Origin of the sequence: Geomonas silvestris (assembly GCF_014193515.1) — a bacterium.
GTDB classification, from domain to species: Bacteria; Desulfobacterota; Desulfuromonadia; order Geobacterales; family Geobacteraceae; genus Geomonas; species Geomonas silvestris.
The window spans coordinates 39,923-60,023 of record NZ_BLXX01000008.1 but is presented as its reverse complement, the minus strand read 5'-3'; the positions used below and the strand labels follow the sequence as shown (position 1 = coordinate 60,023).

Annotated in this window: 15 protein-coding genes; 13 read left to right on the top strand and 2 right to left on the bottom strand. The window is 63.8% G+C overall.

Annotation, left to right across the window (positions count from 1 at the left end; all coding sequences use genetic code 11):
• Window positions 1–476: 476 nt before the first annotated feature.
• The 7 genes from GMST_RS13350 to GMST_RS13320 all read left to right on the top strand — a co-directional run bounded on the left by GMST_RS13350 (window position 477) and on the right by GMST_RS13320 (window position 10,187).
• Window positions 477–2,114 carry a serine hydrolase domain-containing protein gene (locus tag GMST_RS13350; RefSeq protein ID WP_246399594.1) on the top strand — a complete coding sequence of 546 codons (1,638 nt, stop codon included), beginning with the start codon at window positions 477–479 and terminating at the stop codon, window positions 2,112–2,114.
• Window positions 2,115–2,334: 220 nt separating this feature from the next.
• Complete coding sequence (locus GMST_RS13345; protein WP_183355177.1) at window positions 2,335–3,507, top strand: amylo-alpha-1,6-glucosidase; 1,173 nt, start codon at window positions 2,335–2,337, stop codon at window positions 3,505–3,507.
• Between the two features lie 89 nt (window positions 3,508–3,596).
• Window positions 3,597–4,193, top strand: coding sequence for a LemA family protein (locus tag GMST_RS13340; RefSeq protein ID WP_183355176.1), 597 nt, complete (start codon window positions 3,597–3,599; stop codon window positions 4,191–4,193).
• A gap of 153 nt (window positions 4,194–4,346) precedes the next feature.
• Window positions 4,347–5,219, top strand: coding sequence for a TPM domain-containing protein (locus GMST_RS13335; RefSeq protein WP_183355175.1), 873 nt, complete (start codon window positions 4,347–4,349; stop codon window positions 5,217–5,219).
• Between the two features lie 8 nt (window positions 5,220–5,227).
• Complete coding sequence (locus GMST_RS13330) at window positions 5,228–5,863, top strand: TPM domain-containing protein (protein ID WP_183355174.1); 636 nt, start codon at window positions 5,228–5,230, stop codon at window positions 5,861–5,863.
• A 201-nt stretch (window positions 5,864–6,064) separates the two neighbouring features.
• Window positions 6,065–6,949: a response regulator gene (locus tag GMST_RS13325; protein ID WP_183355173.1), complete on the top strand. Its 885-nt coding sequence runs from the start codon at window positions 6,065–6,067 to the stop codon at window positions 6,947–6,949.
• Window positions 6,950–7,166: 217 nt separating this feature from the next.
• On the top strand, window positions 7,167–10,187 hold the full coding sequence (locus GMST_RS13320) for a PAS domain-containing protein (RefSeq protein ID WP_183355172.1): 3,021 nt from the start codon (window positions 7,167–7,169) through the stop codon (window positions 10,185–10,187).
• Between the two features lie 236 nt (window positions 10,188–10,423).
• Here GMST_RS13320 and htpG read toward each other — a convergent pair whose 3' ends face one another.
• A complete protein-coding gene (gene htpG / locus GMST_RS13315) occupies window positions 10,424–12,358 on the bottom strand; it encodes a molecular chaperone HtpG (protein WP_183355171.1) in 1,935 nt (644 codons plus the stop codon).
• Between the two features lie 128 nt (window positions 12,359–12,486).
• Window positions 12,487–13,533 (bottom strand): 3'-5' exonuclease family protein, encoded by a 1,047-nt coding sequence (locus GMST_RS13310; protein WP_183355170.1) that lies wholly within the window; start codon window positions 13,531–13,533, stop codon window positions 12,487–12,489.
• Window positions 13,534–13,774: 241 nt separating this feature from the next.
• Here GMST_RS13310 and trpE point away from each other — a divergent pair, with 241 nt between their 5' ends.
• The 6 genes from trpE to GMST_RS13280 all read left to right on the top strand — a co-directional run bounded on the left by trpE (window position 13,775) and on the right by GMST_RS13280 (window position 20,043).
• Complete coding sequence (gene trpE / locus GMST_RS13305) at window positions 13,775–15,250, top strand: anthranilate synthase component I (protein WP_183355169.1); 1,476 nt, start codon at window positions 13,775–13,777, stop codon at window positions 15,248–15,250.
• Window positions 15,251–15,268: 18 nt separating this feature from the next.
• Complete coding sequence (locus GMST_RS13300; protein ID WP_183355168.1) at window positions 15,269–15,841, top strand: anthranilate synthase component II; 573 nt, start codon at window positions 15,269–15,271, stop codon at window positions 15,839–15,841.
• Between the two features lie 34 nt (window positions 15,842–15,875).
• Window positions 15,876–16,934 (top strand): anthranilate phosphoribosyltransferase, encoded by a 1,059-nt coding sequence (gene trpD / locus GMST_RS13295; protein WP_183355167.1) that lies wholly within the window; start codon window positions 15,876–15,878, stop codon window positions 16,932–16,934.
• Window positions 16,935–17,054: 120 nt separating this feature from the next.
• Entirely contained in the window at window positions 17,055–17,855 is an 801-nt protein-coding gene (gene trpC / locus GMST_RS13290) for an indole-3-glycerol phosphate synthase TrpC (RefSeq protein WP_183355166.1), read from the top strand.
• A gap of 64 nt (window positions 17,856–17,919) precedes the next feature.
• Window positions 17,920–19,275 carry a TrpB-like pyridoxal phosphate-dependent enzyme gene (locus tag GMST_RS13285; RefSeq protein ID WP_183355165.1) on the top strand — a complete coding sequence of 452 codons (1,356 nt, stop codon included), beginning with the start codon at window positions 17,920–17,922 and terminating at the stop codon, window positions 19,273–19,275.
• A 156-nt stretch (window positions 19,276–19,431) separates the two neighbouring features.
• A complete protein-coding gene (locus GMST_RS13280) occupies window positions 19,432–20,043 on the top strand; it encodes a phosphoribosylanthranilate isomerase (RefSeq protein WP_183355164.1) in 612 nt (203 codons plus the stop codon).
• The last annotated feature ends 58 nt before the right edge of the window (window positions 20,044–20,101 follow it).

Below are 20,101 nucleotides of genomic sequence, written 5' to 3'. Positions count from 1 at the left end.
CCGCCTGGGAAAGGCAGCAGGGGCCCGGCGCATCTCATCTTTTTCCCTGGCGCACCTGCACTTGCTGCGCGCCAGCTTGAGGGCCACTACGCCGTCCGGCCTGTACCAGCCCTTGCCTTCTGCGGGATCGCCGGCATCCGGCACGGCTTCATGAGTTTTCTTCTCTTGCACTTTTAAGGGAAGTTCCGTTACACTACGGACGTTTGGCTGAGCGCCTGCTCAGGGCGCCTGCTCTGGGAAATCACGGTCCCGCAACCTTCCGAATCGCCACGGTCACCGTTATTGGTGATGCTAGTCACAGAAACTTCTTCATTTTTCCGGTATGGTGCCGATACTTACCCCAGTGTCTCGTTACTGGCTGTACCGTTAGCGGTTATTCTTTTTGCTGTTTTCTCCCCTCGTTCGAGGGTTCCGACCACTGTTTGCTCGCCCGATCTCATAGGTACTCTGTGCGCCTTACTTTTAGTTCGATACTCGTGTTGTGTCAGGTGCTGGTCGCCACCTGTTGTCTCGCCTCGGGAACTGCCACGGGGGCGCCACAGGTCGCCGCCCTGGATCGCACTTCGCCGGCTCACACCCTGAGCCACGGGCGGACCGAATCCGGCAGTGCCATCACCATCGACCACAGTGACGAGGCGGTCACGGTCACCATCGACGGCAGCAGGGCAGACGCCGAAGCCGAGGGTGACGCAGCAGGCCGCGCCTTGGATCCCCTCCATTTCGACAACTCCAGCCTCCCCGGTTCCGGCAAGGTGGGCGAGCCCTCCGCGACCGGCAGCCTCCCCTTCAGCATCGAGCGGCTTTTGGAACGCGCCATTTCCTACCGGCTCATCGACGGGGGGGTGGCGCTGGTCGGTAACCGCAGCGGCGTGCTCTCCAGCGTGGCACGGGGCAAGATCTCCGGCGCCCCCGGCGCACCCGCCATCGACGACCGCACCATCTTCGACCTGGCCTCGCTCACCAAGGTGATCGCCACCGCGCCGGCCGTGATGAAACTGTTGGACCAGGGGAAGGTCGCCCTTTCCGATCCGATCTCGCGCTGGTTCCCCGAGTTCGCCAACCCGGGGCACGAGGAACTCACCGTGCTGAGCCTGCTCACCCACACCTCCGGTCTCGACGACTTCGGGGTGAGCCCGGACCAGCCGATGGAGAGCGCCGTGCACAAGGCGGCGGCCCAGAAGTTCCGCGCCCGCCCGAACAGCCGGTTCCACTACGCCGACATCAACTTCATCCTGTTGGGCGAACTGGTGCACCGCGTTTCCGGCGAGCCGCTCAACCAGTTCTGCCAGGAGCAGATCTACGGACCGCTCAGTGCGGCCAACACCATGTTCCTCCCCCCGAAGTCCCTCGCGGCCAGCATCGCGCCGACCTCGGGCGGGGGCGCCGGCAACGTGCAGGACCCGAACGCTCGGCGCCTGGGCGGGGTGGCCGGCCACGCCGGTCTGTTCAGCACCGCCCTCGACCTCTCCCGTTTTGCCAGGATGATGCTGGGCGGGGGGATGCTTGACGAGCGCCGCGTCCTCTCCGAGCAGGTGGTAGCGCAGATGACCTCCCCGTACCTTGCCAACAACGGTTCCGTGTTGCGCGGCCTGGGTTGGGACATCAGCTCGCCGTATTCCGCGCCGCGCGGGAGCCTCTTTTCCCAGGGTTCCTTCGGTCACACCGGCTACAGCGGCTCCTCAATCTGGATCGATCCCAAGCAGGACCTGTTCGTGATCCTGCTGACCAACCGGATCGACTACCACAACACGCACGCCTTCAACCAACTGCGCCGTGATGTCTCTACGGTTGCCGCCGCCACCTATAGGGCAGGCGGTGGCGGCGCGCTCCAGTTGGCGAGCCTTACTACCGACGTCTTGCACGAGGTGACCCGCGCCATGCAGTCGGCGCCGCGCCTGGTGAAGATGGCTTCGTCCTCCGGCCGCGGGAAGTATTTCGGGCGCAGCAAGCGCGCCTGCAAGAGCGACCGGATCCTGGCCCGCAGCGGGCGACGCGGAGTGCGCAGCGCTGCCGTGAGCCGGGCCTCCCGCACCGCCAAGACGGCCGCCGCCCGCAGCGCCGCAGGGAAAACGGCCAACGCCGCCAAGAAGAAGAGATCCGGGCGTCGCGCCTGATACGATTCGTTCCGGTTGTTATACAATGCCATCCCAAGGCAGGTGCTCGTTGAGCACCTGCCTTTTTCTTTGTGCTTCCCCGCACCCGGGGATGCCGTCCAACTGGGTCCCCTCTCCCTTTGCTGGAGAGGGACAGGGAGGGGGGCTCGCCCACTCTTCCGTGCTGTGATAGGATGTCTCCTTGTGGATTCAAGCTTGGCTACCTTTAAAGGGTGGTGTTATGGGCAGGGAACTACTGGAGGAGTGCTACCGCAGGTCGCTCGCGGTGCTGCGCGGCAACGCAACGCCCAAGGGGGTGCTGGCCTCGGCACCCAACCCGAAGGCTGCCGGCCGCGCCTACACCAGCATCTTCGGGCGCGACGCCTCCATCTGCGCGCTCGGGATGGCGGCTTCGGGCGAACAGGACCTGGTCGAGTGCGCCCGGGAGGGGCTGCGCACCCTGGCGCGCCACCAGGCTGGCAACGGGCAGATCCCCAAGTTCGTGAAGCCTGAGCTCGACGAGGCAGATTTCTGGTACACCGGCTGCATCGACGCGACGCTCTGGTGGCTCATCGCGCTGCACGTGCTGGAGCGGATGTACCCGAGCCGGCTCGGCCCCGAGCTCACCCCCAAGGCCCTCAAGGCGCTCGAGTGGCTGAAGTGCCAGGAGCACCAGCGCTGGTACCTCTTGCAGCAAAACGAGGCGAGCGACTGGGCCGACATCATGCCGCGCTCCGGGTTCGTCCTGTACACCAACGCCCTGTGGTACTGGGTCAAACGGCTCTACGAGATCCCCACCCGGCAAGAGACCCGCGATTACCTCAAACTTCTCTTCTTCCCCTTCGGCAGCGCCGTCCCCGAGCAGCGGCGGGTGCGGCTGCTCATGCACTACATCCGCAACCGCTGCAAGCCGACCCCGTTTTACCTAAGCTTCGTCAACTTCTCCAGCTGGGGCGAGGAACTCGACGTCTTCGGCAACGTCCTCGCCCACCTGGTGCGGGTGAGCGAGCCGTCCGAGGCGGGTAGGGCGGTCGACGCCCTGGTGGCGCTCAAGGCAAACGAGCCGCACCCGCTGCGGGTGGTGGGCTACCCGATCGAGCCCAGCCACCCCCTGTGGCGCCTCTACATGCAGCGGCACCGGCAGAACCTCCCCTGGCAGTACCACAACGGCGGCATCTGGCCCTTCGTGGGGGGCTTCTGGGTCATGCTGCTCGGGCGCCTGGGGCGGGAAGAGCTGGCCTGGCGCGAACTTGCGCGCTTGGCCGAGGCAAACCGGCTGAACCACTGGGAGTTCAACGAGTGGCTGCAGGGGCAGACCGGAGCGCCCCAGGGGATGGTGCGCCAGTCCTGGAACGCGGCCCTGTTCCTGCTGGCCTACCGCTCGCTTGCCGATCGCTCCAACTATTTCTTCTGAATAAAGACATTTCATGGTACTAAGGGGATGACATTGGCCGATGTCGTGATTATCATTGGCTCAGTCGTGAACTATCAGGAGGGAAACCCATGCTCAATCTGGCAAGAAAATTCGCAGGACTTCTGCTCGGTATTTTCCTGGCGGTCGGCATCTCCGGCTGCGGCTACAACACCATGCAGGCCAAGGAAGAGGCGGTGCTCGCCTCCTGGGGGGACGTCGAGGCCGCCTACCAGCGCCGTGCCGACCTGATCCCGAACCTGGTCGAGGTGGTGAAGGGGTATGCCAAGCACGAGCAGGAAACGCTCACTGCGGTGACCGAGGCGCGCGCCAAGGTGGGTTCCATTCAGGCAGGCAAGGATGCCATCAACAACCCCCAGGCGCTGCAGCAGTTCCAGCAGGCGCAATCCCAGCTCTCCGGCGCGCTTTCCCGGCTCATGGTCGTCGTGGAGCGCTATCCTGACCTGAAGGCGAACCAGAACTTCATGGATCTGCAAAACCAGCTGGAGGGGACCGAGAACCGGATCAACGTGGCGCGGGTGCGCTACAACCAGGCGGTCCAGGATTTCAACGTGAGCATCCGGACCTTCCCGAACTCGCTCACCAACTCGCTGCTCTTGCACCTGTCGCGCAAGGAACCGTTCAAGGCGGAAGAAGGGGCCAAGCAGGCGCCGAAGATCAAGTTCTAAAATCCGTTCTAGGTTCTATGTTCTACGTTGTACGTTCTAAGTTGAGCACCTCTGAAGCAGCGACTCCAGTATGGCCGTATGGTTCTAGTCTTTAACCTAGAACCTAGAACGTAGAACGGCCGTTAAATCCGTTAAAGCCGTTAAGGATTCGCCATGAGGAAGTTTCTGCTCCTCCCCATACTCCTGCTGCTCTTCGTGGTGCCGGTCCAGGCGGCACAGGTGCCGCAGCTGCGCGCGCACGTAAACGACTACGCGCACCTGCTCTCGCCGCGGGCGACTGCCCAGTTGGAACAGGAGCTTACCGCCTTCGAGGCCAGCGACTCCACCCAGATCGCGGTGCTCACCATCCCCTCGCTGGAAGGTGAAAACCTCGAGGAGTACTCCATCAAGGTCGTGGAAGCGTGGCAGATCGGCCAGAAAGGGAAGGACAACGGCGCCCTGCTGCTGGTGGCGGCCAAGGAGCACAAGGTGCGCATCGAGGTGGGGCGTGGGCTGGAGGGGAAACTCACCGACCTCGTCTCGGGGCGCATCGTGCGCAACGAGATCTCCCCCGCCTTCAAGCGGGGGGACTTCGACGGCGGGACCCTGGCCGGGGCGCACGCCATCATGGCGACGGTGCGCGGCGAATACCAGGCGCAGCCGAGCGATCTGCGGCACGGCAAGCGCGGCGCCAACCCGATCTTCACGCTGCTCGTCTTCGTCCTGGTCGCCAGCGTCTTTTTGGGGGGGATCTCGCGGCTGCTGGGGGGGCTGGCAGGAGCCATCGGCCTGCCGATAGCCGCGTCGCTCTCCTTTGCGGGGCTGCCGCTTTTTGCCCTCGCAGGCCTGGCCGCACTCGGCTTCCTGGCCGGGCTCTTGCTCTCCTTCCTCTTTGGAACCGGCGGGCGGGGCGGTTTCGGTGGTCCCTTCTTCGGTGGTTTCGGTGGAGGCTTCGGCGGCGTTTTTGGGGGTGGCGGCTTCGGCGGCGGAGGGTTCTCCGGCGGTGGTGGCAGTTTCGGTGGCGGCGGCGCCTCCGGCGACTGGTAGGAGGAGCCATGGCAGCGGCAAAGACTCCCTTTTTCAACGACGACGAACTAAAGCGGATCGAGCAGGCGGTGGCCCGGGCTGAATCCCAATCCTCCGGCGAGATCGCCACCATGGTGGTTGAGGAGAGCGACCGCTACCGCGAGGCGGAACTTCTGGGTGCGCTGCTGCTCTCCGGCTTTGTCGCCATCGCTATCAGCATCTGGTCGCACCACGTCACCATCTGGACCTACATCCCGGTCGTCTGCCTCTTGTTTTTCCCCGTGCTGGGGCTTTTCCGCCTGGTGCCGCACCTGAAACTCTCGTTTGTGGGTGGGCGCCGTCAGGAGGAGGCGGTGCGCGAGCGGGCCGTGCGGGCCTTCTACGAACACGGCCTCTACCGGACCCGCGAAGAGACCGGCATCCTCATCTTTATCTCCCGCCTCGAACACAAGGTCTGGATCCTCGGGGATCGCGGCATCGACCGCAAGATCCCCCCCGGCTCCTGGCAGACCCTCGCCGACGAGCTGGCACGCGGCATCCGGGCCGGGCGCGCGGCCGAAAGCCTGTGCAGCGTCGTGGCCGCCTGCGGCGCCGAACTGGCGCGCCACTTTCCGCGCCGCGCCGACGACAAAAATGAACTGCCTGATGCTCCCATCCGCCCGTAATACCTGAGAGGTTCCGCTTATTTCCTGAGCCCGGCGCGTGTGGCGACCACCCTTTCCAATTTGCTTGACTTACGCAGCGAACCCTCTCATTATAAAAAATCGCAGCGTCAGGAAATTGTCGGTTCATTATTTCCGTTTGCTGCCGATGTGTCAGGTAGGCAGCGCCGAGTCACGGCGGCCAGTATGCAGCAGGAGAAGGGCATGAGCGCCGAAATTACCACTATTCCCGTAGCAAACCAGGGGCAGCCGCGCAAACCTCTGGGGCAGATCTTCGTGGAGCGCGGCCTGCTCACCGAGGTTTCGGTGCAGCGCCTGATCGCGCACGCCCGGCAGAAGCATATCCGGTTGGGCGAGCTCCTCGAGGTCATCGGCCTTATCACCCCCGACGAACTGGCCGAGGCCCTTGCCACCCAGTACCGTTGCCGCAAGATCGCCGACTTCGCCAAATTTTCCTATCCTGGCAATCTGTTGCGCCTCATCCCCCTGGAGGCCGCGGTCAAACACACCATCTTCCCGCTCAAGATGGACGGCGACCGGCTCGCTGTTGCCGTAGCCGACCCGACCATCGAAGATGTCCTCCAGGACATCGCCGCCCAGAACAACCTGAAAATCATCCTCTACGTCGCCACCCGCTCCGAGATAAACCGCGCCATCGCCCGTCACTACCTGGGGCAGGTGATGGGCGAGCCGAACCTGAAGACCATCCTGCTCGTCGAGGACGACCTCCTGGTGCGCGAGATGGTGGCCAAGACCCTGACCCGCAAAGGGTACACGGTGGAGACTGCCATCGACGGCATGGACGCCTTCAGCAAGATCTTCACCCTGAAGCCGAAGCTGGTCATCACCGACAAGGTCATGCCGAAGCTCGGCGGGTACGAATTCCTGTTCGCCATCCGTAACATCCCCGAATTCCGCTACATGCCGGTAATCCTCATGACTGCTGCCGCCACACCGGATGAGGAGAAGGAGGCCCTGGAAAAGGGGTTCTTCGACTTCGTGCTGAAGCCGGTGAAGGAGATCGGCCTGCTGACCCGCGTGCAGCGCGCCTTCCAAAGCAGCGAAAGCCTCTACGGCAAGATCGCCTAATTCCCCGCGTTTGCCTTGCCTGCCGCGCCGCCGGTGCTGATCCCGTCGGTCGCCGGCCGCTCCCCGGAAACCCGGTTGCGCAGAGCCCGGTGGAGAGTGCACATATCCCTCATGAAAATCCTGCCCGCGCCGATGAGGAGCCTGAACCTCGGCTGCGGGGTGAGTTTCGCCCGTGATTACGCCCGATTAGGGCTTTTGTCGAGGATTTCGCCGCCTGATGATGCTGGAGACTGTCGATAGGAGAAGTACCCGGAAGTTTCTGCTCCGGCTGGTGGCGCTGGTGCTGCTGGTCGATCTGTGCCTGGTCGCCCTGGCGGCCTTTTCGCTGCAGCAGAGCCGGGCGCAGTACTGCGAGCGGGTGGCGGTGCAGACCCAGAACCTCTCCCTCGCGCTCGATTCCACACTCGCTGGCCTCATCGACCAGGCGGACCTGGCGGTCTTGTCGGTGACCGACGAGATCTACCGGCAGCGCGCCCATGGGGGGCTCGATGCCGCCAGTCTCTCCGAGTTCATGGTGCGCCAGAAGGGGCGCCTGGGCGAGATGGGGAGCATGCGGGTCGCCGATGCCCAGGGGATCGTCCACTACGGCACCGAGGCCACCGTCCCCGGCGTGAGCCTTGCCGACCGGGACTACTTCACGCAGTTGCGTGACAACCCGAAGCTAGGGCTGGTCATCTCCAAGCCGGTGGTGGGGCGCTTTACCGGGAAGTGGGCGCTCATCCTGGCGCGCCGGGTTTCCGCCCCCGACGGCTCCTTTGCGGGGATCGTCTGCTGCACCCTCCCCCTCGAGGAGATCCTGAAGATCTTCTCCAGGATGAAGATTGGGAATGGGGGAGGCATCAGCCTGCGCGACGCGGACATGGCCACCATCGTGCGCCACCCCTGGTCGGGCGATTTCGCCAGCGTGGTCGGCAAGAAGTCCATGTCCCCCGAACTGAGCCGGCTGGTGGCTTCCGGCAAGACCGGCGGGACCTTCTTCACGAAAACCGGCTGGGATAACGTCGCCAAGATGGTGACCTTCCACAAGGTCGGCCAGCATCCCCTCTACATCATCGTCGGCCTTGCCGCCAAGGACTTCCTGGCGCAGTGGTGGCGCGATCTCGTCAAACTCTCCGTGATGGTCCTCCTCTTCCTGGCGGCAAGCGCCCTGGTCTCGCGCCTGGTCTACCAGCGCTGGTTGCAGGACCGCGAGGCCGAGGCCGCGCTTTTGCACTCCAAGCAGGAACTCGAACAGCGGGTGGCCCAGCGTACCGCCGAGCTGTACCAGGCGAACCAGCAACTGACCACCGAACTGCGCGAGCGCGAGTTGGCCGAACAGCGCCTGCGCGAAGGGAGCAACATGCTCGCGCAGGTGATCGATACCATCCCGCAATCGGTTTTCTGGAAAAACCGCGACAGCGTGTACCTTGGGTGCAACGCCCGTTTTGCGCAACTGGCCGGTCTCGCAAGCCCGGAAGCGGTGCTCGGCAAAACAGACTTCGACCTGAGCTGGCCCGACGTGCACGGCTATCGTGCCGCGGACCGCGACGTCATGGAGAATAACCGCCCCCAGTACCACGCCTTAGCACAGCTGCCTAAGGCAGATGGCGTGCACTGGATGGACACCACCAAGATCCCGCTGTGCGACGAAAACGGCAGCGTCTACGGGGTGCTCGGGGTCACGGAGGACATCACCGGGCGCCGCGAGGCCGAGGAATCCCGCAACCAGGCCCTGGCCTTCTCGGAATCGCTTTTGAGCGCCTCGCCCGCGGCCATCCTCGTCTACGACGGTGAGAGCGGCAGCTGTGTCATGGCGAACCGGGCCGCCTCGAACCTGATCGGCGGCAGCATAGAAGATCTGTGTCGGCAGAACCTGAGGGAGCTTTCTTCCTGGCGCGCGGCCGGCCTCGACCGGATGGCCGAGGCGGTGTTGGCGGACGGCCAGACCCGGCACACCGACGCCACCATCCGTTCATCCTTCAACAAGCGCATCGATATGGACTGCTTCCTGTCCCGCTGCGACGTCGCGGGTAAACCGCACCTCATGTTCGTCGGCATCGACATCTCGGAGAAGAAGCGGCTGGAGCAGGAGAACAAGCTGATCGAGGCGCAGATGCTGCACGTCCAGAAGCTGGAGAGCCTGGGGGTGCTGGCCGGCGGCATCGCGCACGACTTCAACAACATACTCATGGTGGTTTTGGGAAACGCCGACCTGGCCCAGATGCGCCTCCCCGCCGATTCGCCGGCACGGGAAAACCTCCGGCAGATCGAGGTGGCGGCCGGACGCGCCGCCGACCTGGCCAAGCAGATGCTGGCCTACTCAGGGAAGGGGCGCTTCGTGATCGAGAAGCTCGACGTGAACGGGGTGGTGGAGGAGATGGCCCACATGCTCGGGGTCTCCATCTCCAAGAAGGTGGTCTTGCGCTACCAGTTCGCCGACCGGCTCCCGGCGGTCAACGCCGACGCGACCCAGCTGCGCCAGGTGATCCTGAACCTCGTGCTGAACGCCTCGGAGGCCATCGGTGAGGATCGCGGGCTCATCGTGGTGGCTACCGGTCTCAGACAGTGCGACCGCGCCTACCTGGCGGACTCCTGCATCGACGACGGGCTCCCCGAAGGGAGCTACGTAAGCGTCGAGGTCTCCGACAGCGGGTGCGGCATCAGGCCCGAGATCATCTCCAGGATCTTCGATCCCTTCTTCACCACCAAGTTCACCGGCCGCGGTCTGGGAATGGCTGCGGTGCTCGGCATCGTGCGCGGACACCAGGGTGCCATCAAGGTGCGCAGCGTGCCCGGGAGCGGGACCACCTTTACCGTGCTGTTGCCGGTCCGCGAGGGGGCGGAAATGGCGCCTGTCTCGGATGCAGCCGTTCCTGCTGCACTCTGGAAGGGGAGGGGGACCGTCCTGTTGGTGGACGACGAGGAGACCATCCGCAAGCTTGGGCGGGAGATGCTTTTGGCGCTCGGCTTCGAGGTACTGACTGCCTGCGATGGGCGGGAGGCGGTGCGGGTGTATGCCGAGAATCGGGAACGGATCGTCTGCGTGCTGCTCGACCTGACCATGCCGGCTTTGGATGGGGAGCAGACCTTCCAGGAACTCAAACTTATCGATCCCCAGGTGCGGGTGGTGATCTCCAGCGGCTACCATGAGCAGGAGGTCGCCCGGAAGTTCCAGGGGCAGGGGCTGGCCGGTGTGATCCAGAAGCCGTACAAGGTGACCGAGATGAGCCAGAAGCTCTCCGAGGTGCTGTCGGGGTAGGGGGAGCTGAAACAGGTAAGGCTTCAGTCGCTCTCTCCCCCTCCCTTGACGGGAGGGGGCAGGGGGGTGGGTGAAGCTGCCATCTCCGGTGTAGTGGCGCCTTCCCCCTCACCCTGTCTCTCTCCCGCAGGGGGAGAGGGGACCCAGTCTCAAGACTTTCTTGGCTTTTCCGCTGAAACGCAAAAGGGCGGCTCCCATGTGAGAGCCGCCCTTTTCTTGCCTGCATGTCGTGCGGCCTACCTGCCGCCGACCACCATCAGCTCGCTCACCAGCTTGGCGAAGCGCAGCGGGTTCTTGATCGGGCTCCCCTCGGTCAGCAGGGCCTGGTCGAAGAGAAGCTCGCAGTAGTCGGCCAGTTTCGGGTTTGCCTTGTCCTGGTCGTACATGCTGGTCATCACCTGCATGATCTGGTGATCCGGGTTGAGCTCGAGGATGCGCTTGGCCTCGGGGACCTCCTGGTTCATCGACTTGAGGATCTTCTCCATGTTGGCGTTGAGCCCCATCTCCTCGGCCACCAGGCAGCAGGCGCTCTCGGTGAGACGCGAGGAGAGCCGCACCTCTTTCACCTGCTCCTTCAGGGTGTCCTGAATGAAGGAGATCACCCCGGCGTACTCCTTCTTCGCCTCTTCCTTCTTGGCCTCGGCCTCCTTCTTCTCCTCCTCGCTCTCCAGCTCCAGGTCGCCGCGGTCGATCGCCTTCAGGTGCTTCTCCTGGTACTGGTGGATCGCCTGGACCACCCACTCGTCCACCGGGTCGGTCATGTAGAGGACCTCGAAGTCCTTCTTGCGGAAGACCTCCATGTAGGGGGAGTTCTCCACCGAAGCGCGCGACATGCCGGTGATGAAGTAGATCTCCTTCTGGGCCTCGGGCATCCTTTCGACGTACTCCTTGAGCGACACGTACTTGCCGTTCTCGGTCTTGGAGCTCTCGTAGAGGAGCAGGTCCTGGATCTTCTCCCGGTTGGCGAAGTCGAAGTGGACTCCCTCTTTGAGGACCGGGCCGAACTCTTCGTAGAACTTCAGGTAGGTGTCGAAGTCCTTCTCCTTCATCTCCGCGAGGGTGGAGAGGATCTTGCCGACCAGGCTCTTCTGGATGCGCTTGATCTGCACGTCTTCCTGGAGGATCTCACGGGAGACGTTGAGCGGCAGGTCGCTGGAGTCCACCACCCCCTTGATGAAGCGCAGGTAGTCCGGCAAGAGCGCCTCGCAGTTGTCGGTGATGTAGACCCGCTTCACGTAGAGGTGCACCCCCTTTTTGTGGTCGCGCAGGAACAGGTCGTAGGGCTTGTGCGAAGGGAGGTAGACGATCGCCTTGAACTCGCTCACCCCTTCCGCGGAGTAGTGGATGGTGGAGAGCGGCTTGTCGTAGTCGTGCGAGATGTGCTTGTAGAACTCCTCGTACTCCTCCTCGGTGATCTCGCTCTTCGGGCGGGTCCAGATCGCCTTCATCGAGTTCAAGGTCTCCTCGGTGGTGGTGTCGATGGTGCCGCCCCCCTCGATCACCTTGCCGTCCTGATCCTTCACCGGCTCGGAGCGGGTCACGTCCATGACGACCGGGTACTGCACGTAGTCCGAGTACTTCTTGACGATGGCGCGGATGCGCCACTCTTCGAGGAACTCCTTCATCTCATCCTTCAGGTGCAGGACGATGTCGGTGCCGCGGGTCTCCTTCTCGCACTCCTCGATGGTGTAGCTGCCGTCGCCGGTCGATTCCCAGCGGCAGCCGAACTGCTTTTCCCCGGCCTTGCGGGTAGTGAGGATCACCTTGTCGGCCACCATGAAGGAGGCGTAGAAGCCGACGCCGAACTGGCCGATCAGCTCCGGGTTGTCGGCCAGGTTTTTCTCCTTGAGGCTCGCCATGAAGTTCTTGGTGCCCGACTTGGCGATGGTGCCGATGTTCTCGGCCACCTCGTCCATGTTCATGCCGATGCCGTTATCGCTGATGGTGAGGGTGCCGGCTTCCTTGTCGGCGTAGAGCTTGATCTTCCAGTCAGCGTTCCCCTCGAGAAGTTCCATGTTGGAGTGAGACTCGAAGCGCACCTTGTCGATTGCGTCGGAGGCGTTGGAAATCAGCTCCCTGAGAAAGATCTCCTTGTTGGAGTAGAGGGAGTGGATCACCAGGTCCAAAAGCTGCTGGACCTCGGTCTCGAACTTCTTGGTGGTTTTGCCCATTCGGTATGGTCTCCTTTGTGAGGTTGTAGTAAGCCGGAGGAGAAGCTAATCACGGGGGAGAGGTTTTTCAAGAGCAGAGGAAAGAAAAAATTGGGAAGGGGGAGTTATGCCGGAGAATAGCTGGAGGCTTACAGCCGCAGGTACTGGTCCAGGATGGCGGGGTGCAGGTTGCTGGTCATCACCTCCCAGGCCTCTCTCAGCGCCTCGGCGTCGTTCAGCGCGTGGTGTGCCGGCGCATCGGCGAAGGCCTTCTGACGGGCCTCCTGCAGCAGCGGGACCAGCTCGGGGAAGCTCTCGCAGTAAAAGGCGAGCGGCTCTGAATGGAGGTTTTCCGGCAGGTTCCCTTCCAACAGGTCGGCCATAAGCACCCAGTCGTACCCCGGGGCGTCGGTCACCACACGCACCGGTTGGCCGAATTCGGCGAGCCAGTCGGCCAGGCGGCGCCCGGCGAAGAAACGCTCCTGGAGGAACTCCCCGGCAGTAAGCTGCGGGAGGATGTGCTCGCGCACGAACGCCGAACAACCTTCCGGGCTCCAGCCGTTGCTGAGTTCGGCATAGAAGCGCTCACCGCTGTCGGAAACGAGGCCGATGCTGATCAACTGCGGGTACTCGAGGTCGGTGAATTCGGTGTCCAGGAAGACGAGCTTCGGGGTAGTGCTGAGATTGGCGGAAGGGGTGGATGTACGTTGGCGGGGGCGCTGCCGGGCGCTGCCATGTTCGCTGCAGAGCGTCTTGGCGAACCCGTGCCCGATCTTGAGCGATCCCGGGTTGCCGCACTCCTCGCAGGTCGCCGCCGCTTTCAGTTCGGCTTCACGGGTCAGCTCCCTTACGATGAACGAGCTGGAAGCGGCGCGCAGGAAGAGCCCACCCAGGCGCTCCTCGGCGTGCACCCCGGTTACCCGCGGCATCCCCAGGTGTTCCAGCGCCTCGATCGCCGTGCAGAGGTCCCACACGACCGGGTACCACCCCTCGCCGCAGGCGACGCCCCCCTGGGGAGCGCAAAGGTAGCGGGGGAACCGGTCGGTGAGCCGCTCGAGGGCGATGTTCCCTTCCGGCTTGATGCGCCAGGTCCCCGGCAGCAGGCGTTCGGTCGAGCGCTTGAAAGCGACGATCCACTCAACGACGCTGAGCGCGTACCTGCCGAAGCGATGTTTGAACTCTGTCAGCAGTGGCACGGGAGGTCTCTCTAGTAGTACGGGATCGTTTAATGTGTGCCGACGTGGCTCACTATTTATCATGCCGCAACAAATGTCAAGCTGAGGCAAACTTCGCGCCTTTCTTGACTCGGCAGTGCGCTGAAACCCCCAGTTTCCTTGACTCTTTAAGCCGCCTATGCTACTAAAGTTGGTCTATTTCCATTCTTGACCAGGGAATGGCTCCCTCCGTATGAACCCCGGCCGCCAAGCAAGGAGCCCCATGTATCATCCAGACTTCACGACATTCACGTCCCTTTCCAGCGCAGGCAACCTGATCCCGGTGTACCGCGAGATCCTCGCCGACCTCGACACTCCGGTAGGAGCCTTCAAGAAGATCGACGACGGCCGCTTCGGCTTTCTGCTCGAGAGTATCGAGGGGGGCGAGAAGTGGGGGCGCTACACCTTTTTGGGGTCCTCGCCGGCGGTAGTGATCCGCGGCAAGGACAACTGGGTCGAGGTCGTCGAAGCAGGAGCGGTGCGTCGCGTCGAGGAAGTCTCTCCGCTTGATTTCGTGCGCGAGTACATGGCGCGCTACACCCCCGTGGAGGTCCCGGGGATCCCCCGGTTTTTCGGCGGTGCCGTAGGGTATCTGGGCTACGACGCGGTGCGGCACTTCGAGACACTTCCCGACCAGAACCGCCGCGAGATCGACGCCTACGACGCCTACTTCATCATCACCGACACCATGGTGATCTTCGACAGTTTGAGCCAGAAGATCAAGGTGGTTTCCAACGCGCACCTGGACGGTTCGCTGACCCCGGAACAGGCCTACGCCGATGCGGTCGCCAAGATCGACGGGCTGATCGCCCGCCTGAAGGCGCCGCTGGCGTTTGAGGAGCGCCGGCCGGCCTCGGGCCATGTCACGCTCACCTCCAACGTGCGGCGTGAAGATTTCGAGTCCTGGGTGACCCGGGCGAAAGAGTACGTGCGCAGCGGCGACATCATCCAGGTCGTCCTTTCGCAGCGCTTCTCCGGCGAGCTCACCGTCGATCCCTTCGACATCTACCGCGTGCTGCGCACCCTGAACCCCTCGCCGTACATGTTTTTCCTGCGCCTGGACGACACCGTCGTGGTTGGGGCGTCGCCGGAGGTCATGGTGCGCAAGGAAGGGGACCGGGTGGAGCTGCGCCCCATCGCCGGCACCCGCCCGCGCGGCGCGACCCCGGCGGCCGATGCGGCACTTGCCGAAGAGCTGCTGGCAGACCCCAAGGAGCGGGCCGAGCACGTCATGCTGGTCGACCTGGGGAGAAACGACCTGGGCCGCGTGTGCGGGATCGGCAGCGTCAAGGTTTCCGAGCTGATGGTGATCGAGCGCTACTCGCACGTGATGCACATCGTCTCCAACGTGCAGGGGGAACTCGCGCCGGGGCAGGACGCCTTCGACGTGGTGCGGGCCACCTTCCCGGCCGGCACCCTCTCCGGCGCCCCCAAGGTGCGGGCCATGGAGATCATCGAGGAACTCGAGGGGGTGCGCCGCGAGGTCTACGGCGGTGCCGTCGGCTACTTCTCCTTCTCCGGCAACATGGACATGGCGATCGCCATCAGGACCCTAGTGGTGAAGGACGGCAAGGTCCATCTGCAGGCCGGAGCCGGTATCGTCGCCGACTCAGACCCTGCCGCCGAATACATGGAAACCGTCAACAAGGCCAAGGCGGTGGTAAAGGCGATCGAACTGGCGGAAAAAGGGCTGGACTAGAGTGAAAAGAGGTACGCAATGCTTCTGATGATAGATAACTACGACTCCTTCACCTACAACATCGTCCAGTACCTGGGCGAGCTGGGGGAAGAGGTCAAAGTCTTTCGCAACGACAAGATCACCATCGGGGAGATCGAGGCGCTCAAACCTGAGCGGATCGTCGTCTCGCCGGGTCCCTGCTCTCCCGAGGAGGCCGGCATCTCGGTCGAGGTGATCCGCCACTTCGCCGGCAAGATCCCCATCCTCGGCGTCTGCCTGGGGCACCAGTCCATCGGCTACGCCTTCGGCGGCAAGGTCATCAAGAGCGCCACGCTCATGCACGGCAAGACCTCGCCGATCCTGCACGACGGCAAGGGGCTTTTCGCCGGGCTCCCCAACCCCTTCCAGGCCACCCGCTACCACTCGCTCATCGTCGAGCGCGAGACGCTTCCCGCAGAGTTGGAAGTAACCGCGTGGGTTGCCGAGGGCGAGATCATGGGGATGCAGCACAAGACCCTACCGATCTGGGGGGTGCAGTTCCACCCCGAGTCGATCCTCACCGAGGGGGGCCGCCAGATGCTGCAGAACTTCCTGGATATGTCGAGGCGCTAGAAGCAAACCTGCACGTAGGTTTTAGGGAGAACCCATGATACGCAAGGCCATAGCGCGGGTAGTCGAGCGGGAGGACTTGAGCGAACCGGAGATGATCGAGGTGATGGACCAGATCATGTCCGGCGGCGCCACTCCGGCCCAGATCGCCGCTTTCATCACTGCGCTGCGCATGAAGGGCGAGACGGTTGACGAGATCACCGGCGCGGCAAGGGTCATGCGCGAGCGGGCTCTGCCCATCCGGGTCGGCAAGAGCGTTCTCGACATCGACCGCGACGACATCAACATCGACCGGGAAACCATCCTGGACACCTGCGGCACCGGCGGCAGCGGCACCAACAGCTTCAACATCTCGACCACGGTCGCCTTCGTGGTCTCCGCCTGCGGCGTCAAGGTGGCCAAACACGGAAACCGTGCCGTCTCCTCGTCCTGCGGCAGCGCTGACGTGCTCGAGGCGCTGGGCGTCAACCTGAACATCACGCCGGAAACCGTCGAGCGCAGCATCGCCGAGATCGGCATCGGCTTTTTGTTCGCCCCCGCACTGCACGGCGCCATGAAGCATGCCATCGGACCGCGCCGCGAAATCGGCATCCGCACCATCTTCAACATCCTGGGTCCCCTGACCAACCCGGCCGGCGCCGACTGCCAGGTGCTCGGGGTGTACCGCGAGGACCTCGTGGAGAAGCTGGGGCACGTGCTGCACAAACTGGGCTGCAAGCGCGGCTTCGTGGTGCACGGCAGCGACGGTATGGACGAGATCACCCTAGTCGGCCCGACACGGATAGCCGAGGTGACCACTGAAGGCGTCACCTTGCGGGTGATCAAACCGGAGGAGTTCGGACTTGCCTCCTGTGCTCCATCAGAGCTGAGCGGCGGCGATGCCAAAGGGAATGCGACCATCGTGAAAGACGTCCTTACCGGCGTCGATGGGCCGAAGCGCCGCGTGGTGCTTTTGAACGCCGCCTTTGCCCTGGTGGCGGCCGGCAAGGCGAGCGATGCCAAAGAAGGGCTGCAGCTCGCGGTCGACGCCATCGATAGTGGCCGCGCCGCGGCACAACTGGAAAAACTGGTGGCGTTCACCAACCAAGCTGAGTAGGAGCGGCAAGGGCGGTCCGGCGGTTTCCACCACCGATCCCAGCTCCTTTGTGTCCCTTACGTCCACTGCGTCCCATGGGTCATTTAAGCGCCGCCCAAACCATTTAAGGAAACCGTTTCCATGAGCGACATCCCCGATATTCTCAAGAGAATTGTCGACTATAAAGTCGGCGAGCTGGCCCGGACCAAGGCCGACATGCCGCTTGCCGAGGTACAGGCGCGCATCGCCGACCTGGAAGACCAGCCGCGCGGCTTCGAGGCTGCCATCGTCAACGCCTGCGGTTCCGGTTGGACCCCGATCATCGCCGAGGTGAAGAAAGGTTCCCCCTCCAAAGGTGTGATCCGACCCGACTTCGATCCCCTGGAGACCGCGCTCATCTACCAGGACAACGGCGCCACCTGCCTCTCCGTCCTCACCGACGAGCACTTCTTCTTGGGGCACCTGGGATACCTGGCGCTGATCCGGGAGCAGGTGAGCCTGCCGCTCTTGCGCAAGGATTTCATCTTCGATCCCTACCAGATCTACCAGGCGCGCGCCGCCGGTGCCGACGCCATCCTGCTCATCGCGGCGATGCTGGAGCTGCCGCAGTTGCGCGAGTTCAGCGCGCTGGCGCGGGAACTGTCGCTGGACGTGCTTCTCGAGGTGCACGACGAGGCCGAGATGGAGGTCGCGCTTAAGACCGACTGCAACCTGATCGGCATCAACAATCGCGACCTCAGGAGCTTCGTCGTTGACATTGCCACCTCGGAGCGGCTGGCCAAGCTGGTCCCGCCGGGGCGTCTCGTGGTTGCCGAAAGCGGCATCACCACCAGGCAGGAGATCGAACGCCTGAGCGGACAGCGGGTGCACGCCTTCCTGATCGGCGAGTCGCTGATGCGCGAGCCCGACATCGGCGCCAAACTCCAGGAGCTAGTGGGGTAGGGGAGGAGCGCCCGCCTCAGTGCCGAGATACCAATTTGCTATCAATGCTGAAAAGGAGTGGCCCATGAGCACCAAGTTCATACTCGACGAGTCGCGCATCCCGAAGCAGTGGTACAACATCATCCCCGACATGCCGGGGCCGCTTTTTCCGGTGATCAACCCGCAGACCATGAAGCCGGTGACGCCGGAGGAGATGAGTGTCATCTTCCCGATGTCGCTCATCGAGCAGGAGATGTCCAGCCAGCGCTGGATCGACATCCCGGACCCGGTCCGCGAGATCTACAAGCTGTGGCGCCCGTCGCCGCTTTTTCGGGCCAAGCGGCTGGAAGAGGCGCTCGGCACCCCGGCGAAGATCTTCTACAAGTACGAAGGGGTCTCCCCGGCGGGCTCCCACAAGCCCAACAGCGCCATCCCGCAGGCCTACTACAACAAGCAGGCCGGCATCCGGCGCCTGGCCACCGAGACCGGTGCCGGGCAGTGGGGGAGCTCGCTTGCGCTGGCCTGCTCGATGTTCGGCCTCGAGTGCACCATCTACATGGTGAAGGTCTCCTGCACCCAGAAGCCTTACCGCAAGAGCATGATGCAGCTTTGGGGGGCCACCGTACACCCGTCCCCGTCCGAGTTCACCAACGCCGGGCGCTCCATCCTGGCGCACGATCCGGACAACCTGGGGAGCCTGGGGATCGCCATTTCCGAGGCGGTCGAGGATGCGGCGACCCACGAGGACACCAACTACGCCCTGGGGAGCGTGTTGAACCACGTCTGCCTGCACCAGACCGTGATCGGCCTGGAGGCCAAGGAGCAGATGGAGTTGGCCGGCGCCTATCCCGACGTGGTGATCGCCTGCTGCGGCGGCGGTTCCAACTTCGCCGGTCTCTCCTTCCCGTTCCTGGCCGACCGCGCCAACGGGAAAAAGGTGCGCTGCCTGGCGGTCGAGCCCGCCTCCTGTCCGACCCTCACCAAGGGGGTCTACGCCTTCGATTTCGGCGATACCGCGAAGCTCGCCCCGATCACCATGATGTACACCCTCGGCCACGACTTCATGCCTCCGGGGATCCACGCCGGCGGGCTGCGCTATCACGGCGACTCCGCGCTGGTCTCCCAGCTCTACCATGCGGGTGAGATCGAGGCGAAGGCCTACCGGCAGACCGCGTGCTTCGAGGGGGCGCTCCTCTTCTCGCGCTGCGAGGGGATCGTTCCGGCGCCCGAGTCGTCCCACGCCGTACGGGCTGCCATCGACGAGGCGGTGCTCGCCAAGGAAGAGGGGAAAGAGAAGACCATCCTGTTCGGGCTCTCCGGCCACGGCCAGCTCGACATGGGCGCCTACGACGCCTTCCTCTCCGGGAACCTCGAAGACTACGAGTACCCCGAGGTGAAGATCCGCGAGGCCCTGGAGCGGCTCCCCAAGGTCTCGCTGTAGGGGCGCATGATCATCCGCCCGTACCTGGCCGCCTCACCCCCGCCCCTTGCGGGAGGGGGCAGGGGGGTGGGGGAGGCTTGCCTTCCGGCGTGGGAACGCAGCCCGGGAGCGCTCTCCCGAACGAGCCATGTTGAGCGATTTTAAGGGTATACGGCGATGACAAAAGTTAAGATATGCGGTATAACAACGCTTGACGATGCCCTCATGGCAGTTCAGTCCGGGGCCGATGCCCTGGGCCTGGTCTTCTTCGAAAAATCGCCGCGCTGCGTCACTATCGAGCAGGCGGCGACTATCATCTCAGGACTTCCTCCCTTCGTGCAGGTGGTCGGTCTCTTCGTCAACGCTCCTCTGGAATACGTCAATGCCACCGCCGAGCGCTGCCGACTGGACCTGATCCAGTTGCACGGTGAGGAGAGCCCCTCCTACTGTGATGCAGTGACCAGGCGCGTGATGAAGGCATTCAGGGTTCGCGGTGCGGAAAGCCTTGCCGCCCTGACCGACTACCGGGTCGCCGGCTACCTGCTGGACGCTTACTCTCCCAACTCATACGGCGGTACCGGCGAGCGCTTCGACTGGGACCTGGCCAGTGCCGCTAAAGGGCACGGCCCGATCATCCTGGCCGGCGGACTCACCCCGGGCAACGTGGCGCTGGCCGTCTCCTCCGTGGCCCCCTATGCCGTCGATGTCTCAAGCGGAGTCGAAGCGGCACCGGGGCGCAAGGATCCCGTGAAGGTAAGGGCCTTTGTCCGCAACGCCAAGACCCGGTGACACAATCGATACTGAAGCCGCCGGCGCTCGCTGCCCCAGCAGCCCAGATAGCGCCTGG

Excerpts from the sequence above, each read along its gene's own strand:
- GMST_RS13345 (WP_183355177.1), top strand. The coding sequence starts at position 2,335 with ATGGGCAGGGAACTACTGGAGGAGTGCTACCGCAGGTCGCTCGCGGTG.
- GMST_RS13340 (WP_183355176.1), top strand. The coding sequence starts at position 3,597 with ATGCTCAATCTGGCAAGAAAATTCGCAGGACTTCTGCTCGGTATTTTC.
- GMST_RS13335 (WP_183355175.1), top strand. The coding sequence starts at position 4,347 with ATGAGGAAGTTTCTGCTCCTCCCCATACTCCTGCTGCTCTTCGTGGTG.
- GMST_RS13330 (WP_183355174.1), top strand. The coding sequence starts at position 5,228 with ATGGCAGCGGCAAAGACTCCCTTTTTCAACGACGACGAACTAAAGCGG.
- GMST_RS13325 (WP_183355173.1), top strand. The coding sequence starts at position 6,065 with ATGAGCGCCGAAATTACCACTATTCCCGTAGCAAACCAGGGGCAGCCG.
- GMST_RS13320 (WP_183355172.1), top strand. The coding sequence starts at position 7,167 with ATGATGCTGGAGACTGTCGATAGGAGAAGTACCCGGAAGTTTCTGCTC.
- htpG (WP_183355171.1), bottom strand. The coding sequence starts at position 12,358 with ATGGGCAAAACCACCAAGAAGTTCGAGACCGAGGTCCAGCAGCTTTTG.
- trpE (WP_183355169.1), top strand. The coding sequence starts at position 13,775 with ATGTATCATCCAGACTTCACGACATTCACGTCCCTTTCCAGCGCAGGC.
- GMST_RS13300 (WP_183355168.1), top strand. The coding sequence starts at position 15,269 with ATGCTTCTGATGATAGATAACTACGACTCCTTCACCTACAACATCGTC.
- trpD (WP_183355167.1), top strand. The coding sequence starts at position 15,876 with ATGATACGCAAGGCCATAGCGCGGGTAGTCGAGCGGGAGGACTTGAGC.
- trpC (WP_183355166.1), top strand. The coding sequence starts at position 17,055 with ATGAGCGACATCCCCGATATTCTCAAGAGAATTGTCGACTATAAAGTC.
- GMST_RS13285 (WP_183355165.1), top strand. The coding sequence starts at position 17,920 with ATGAGCACCAAGTTCATACTCGACGAGTCGCGCATCCCGAAGCAGTGG.
- GMST_RS13280 (WP_183355164.1), top strand. The coding sequence starts at position 19,432 with ATGACAAAAGTTAAGATATGCGGTATAACAACGCTTGACGATGCCCTC.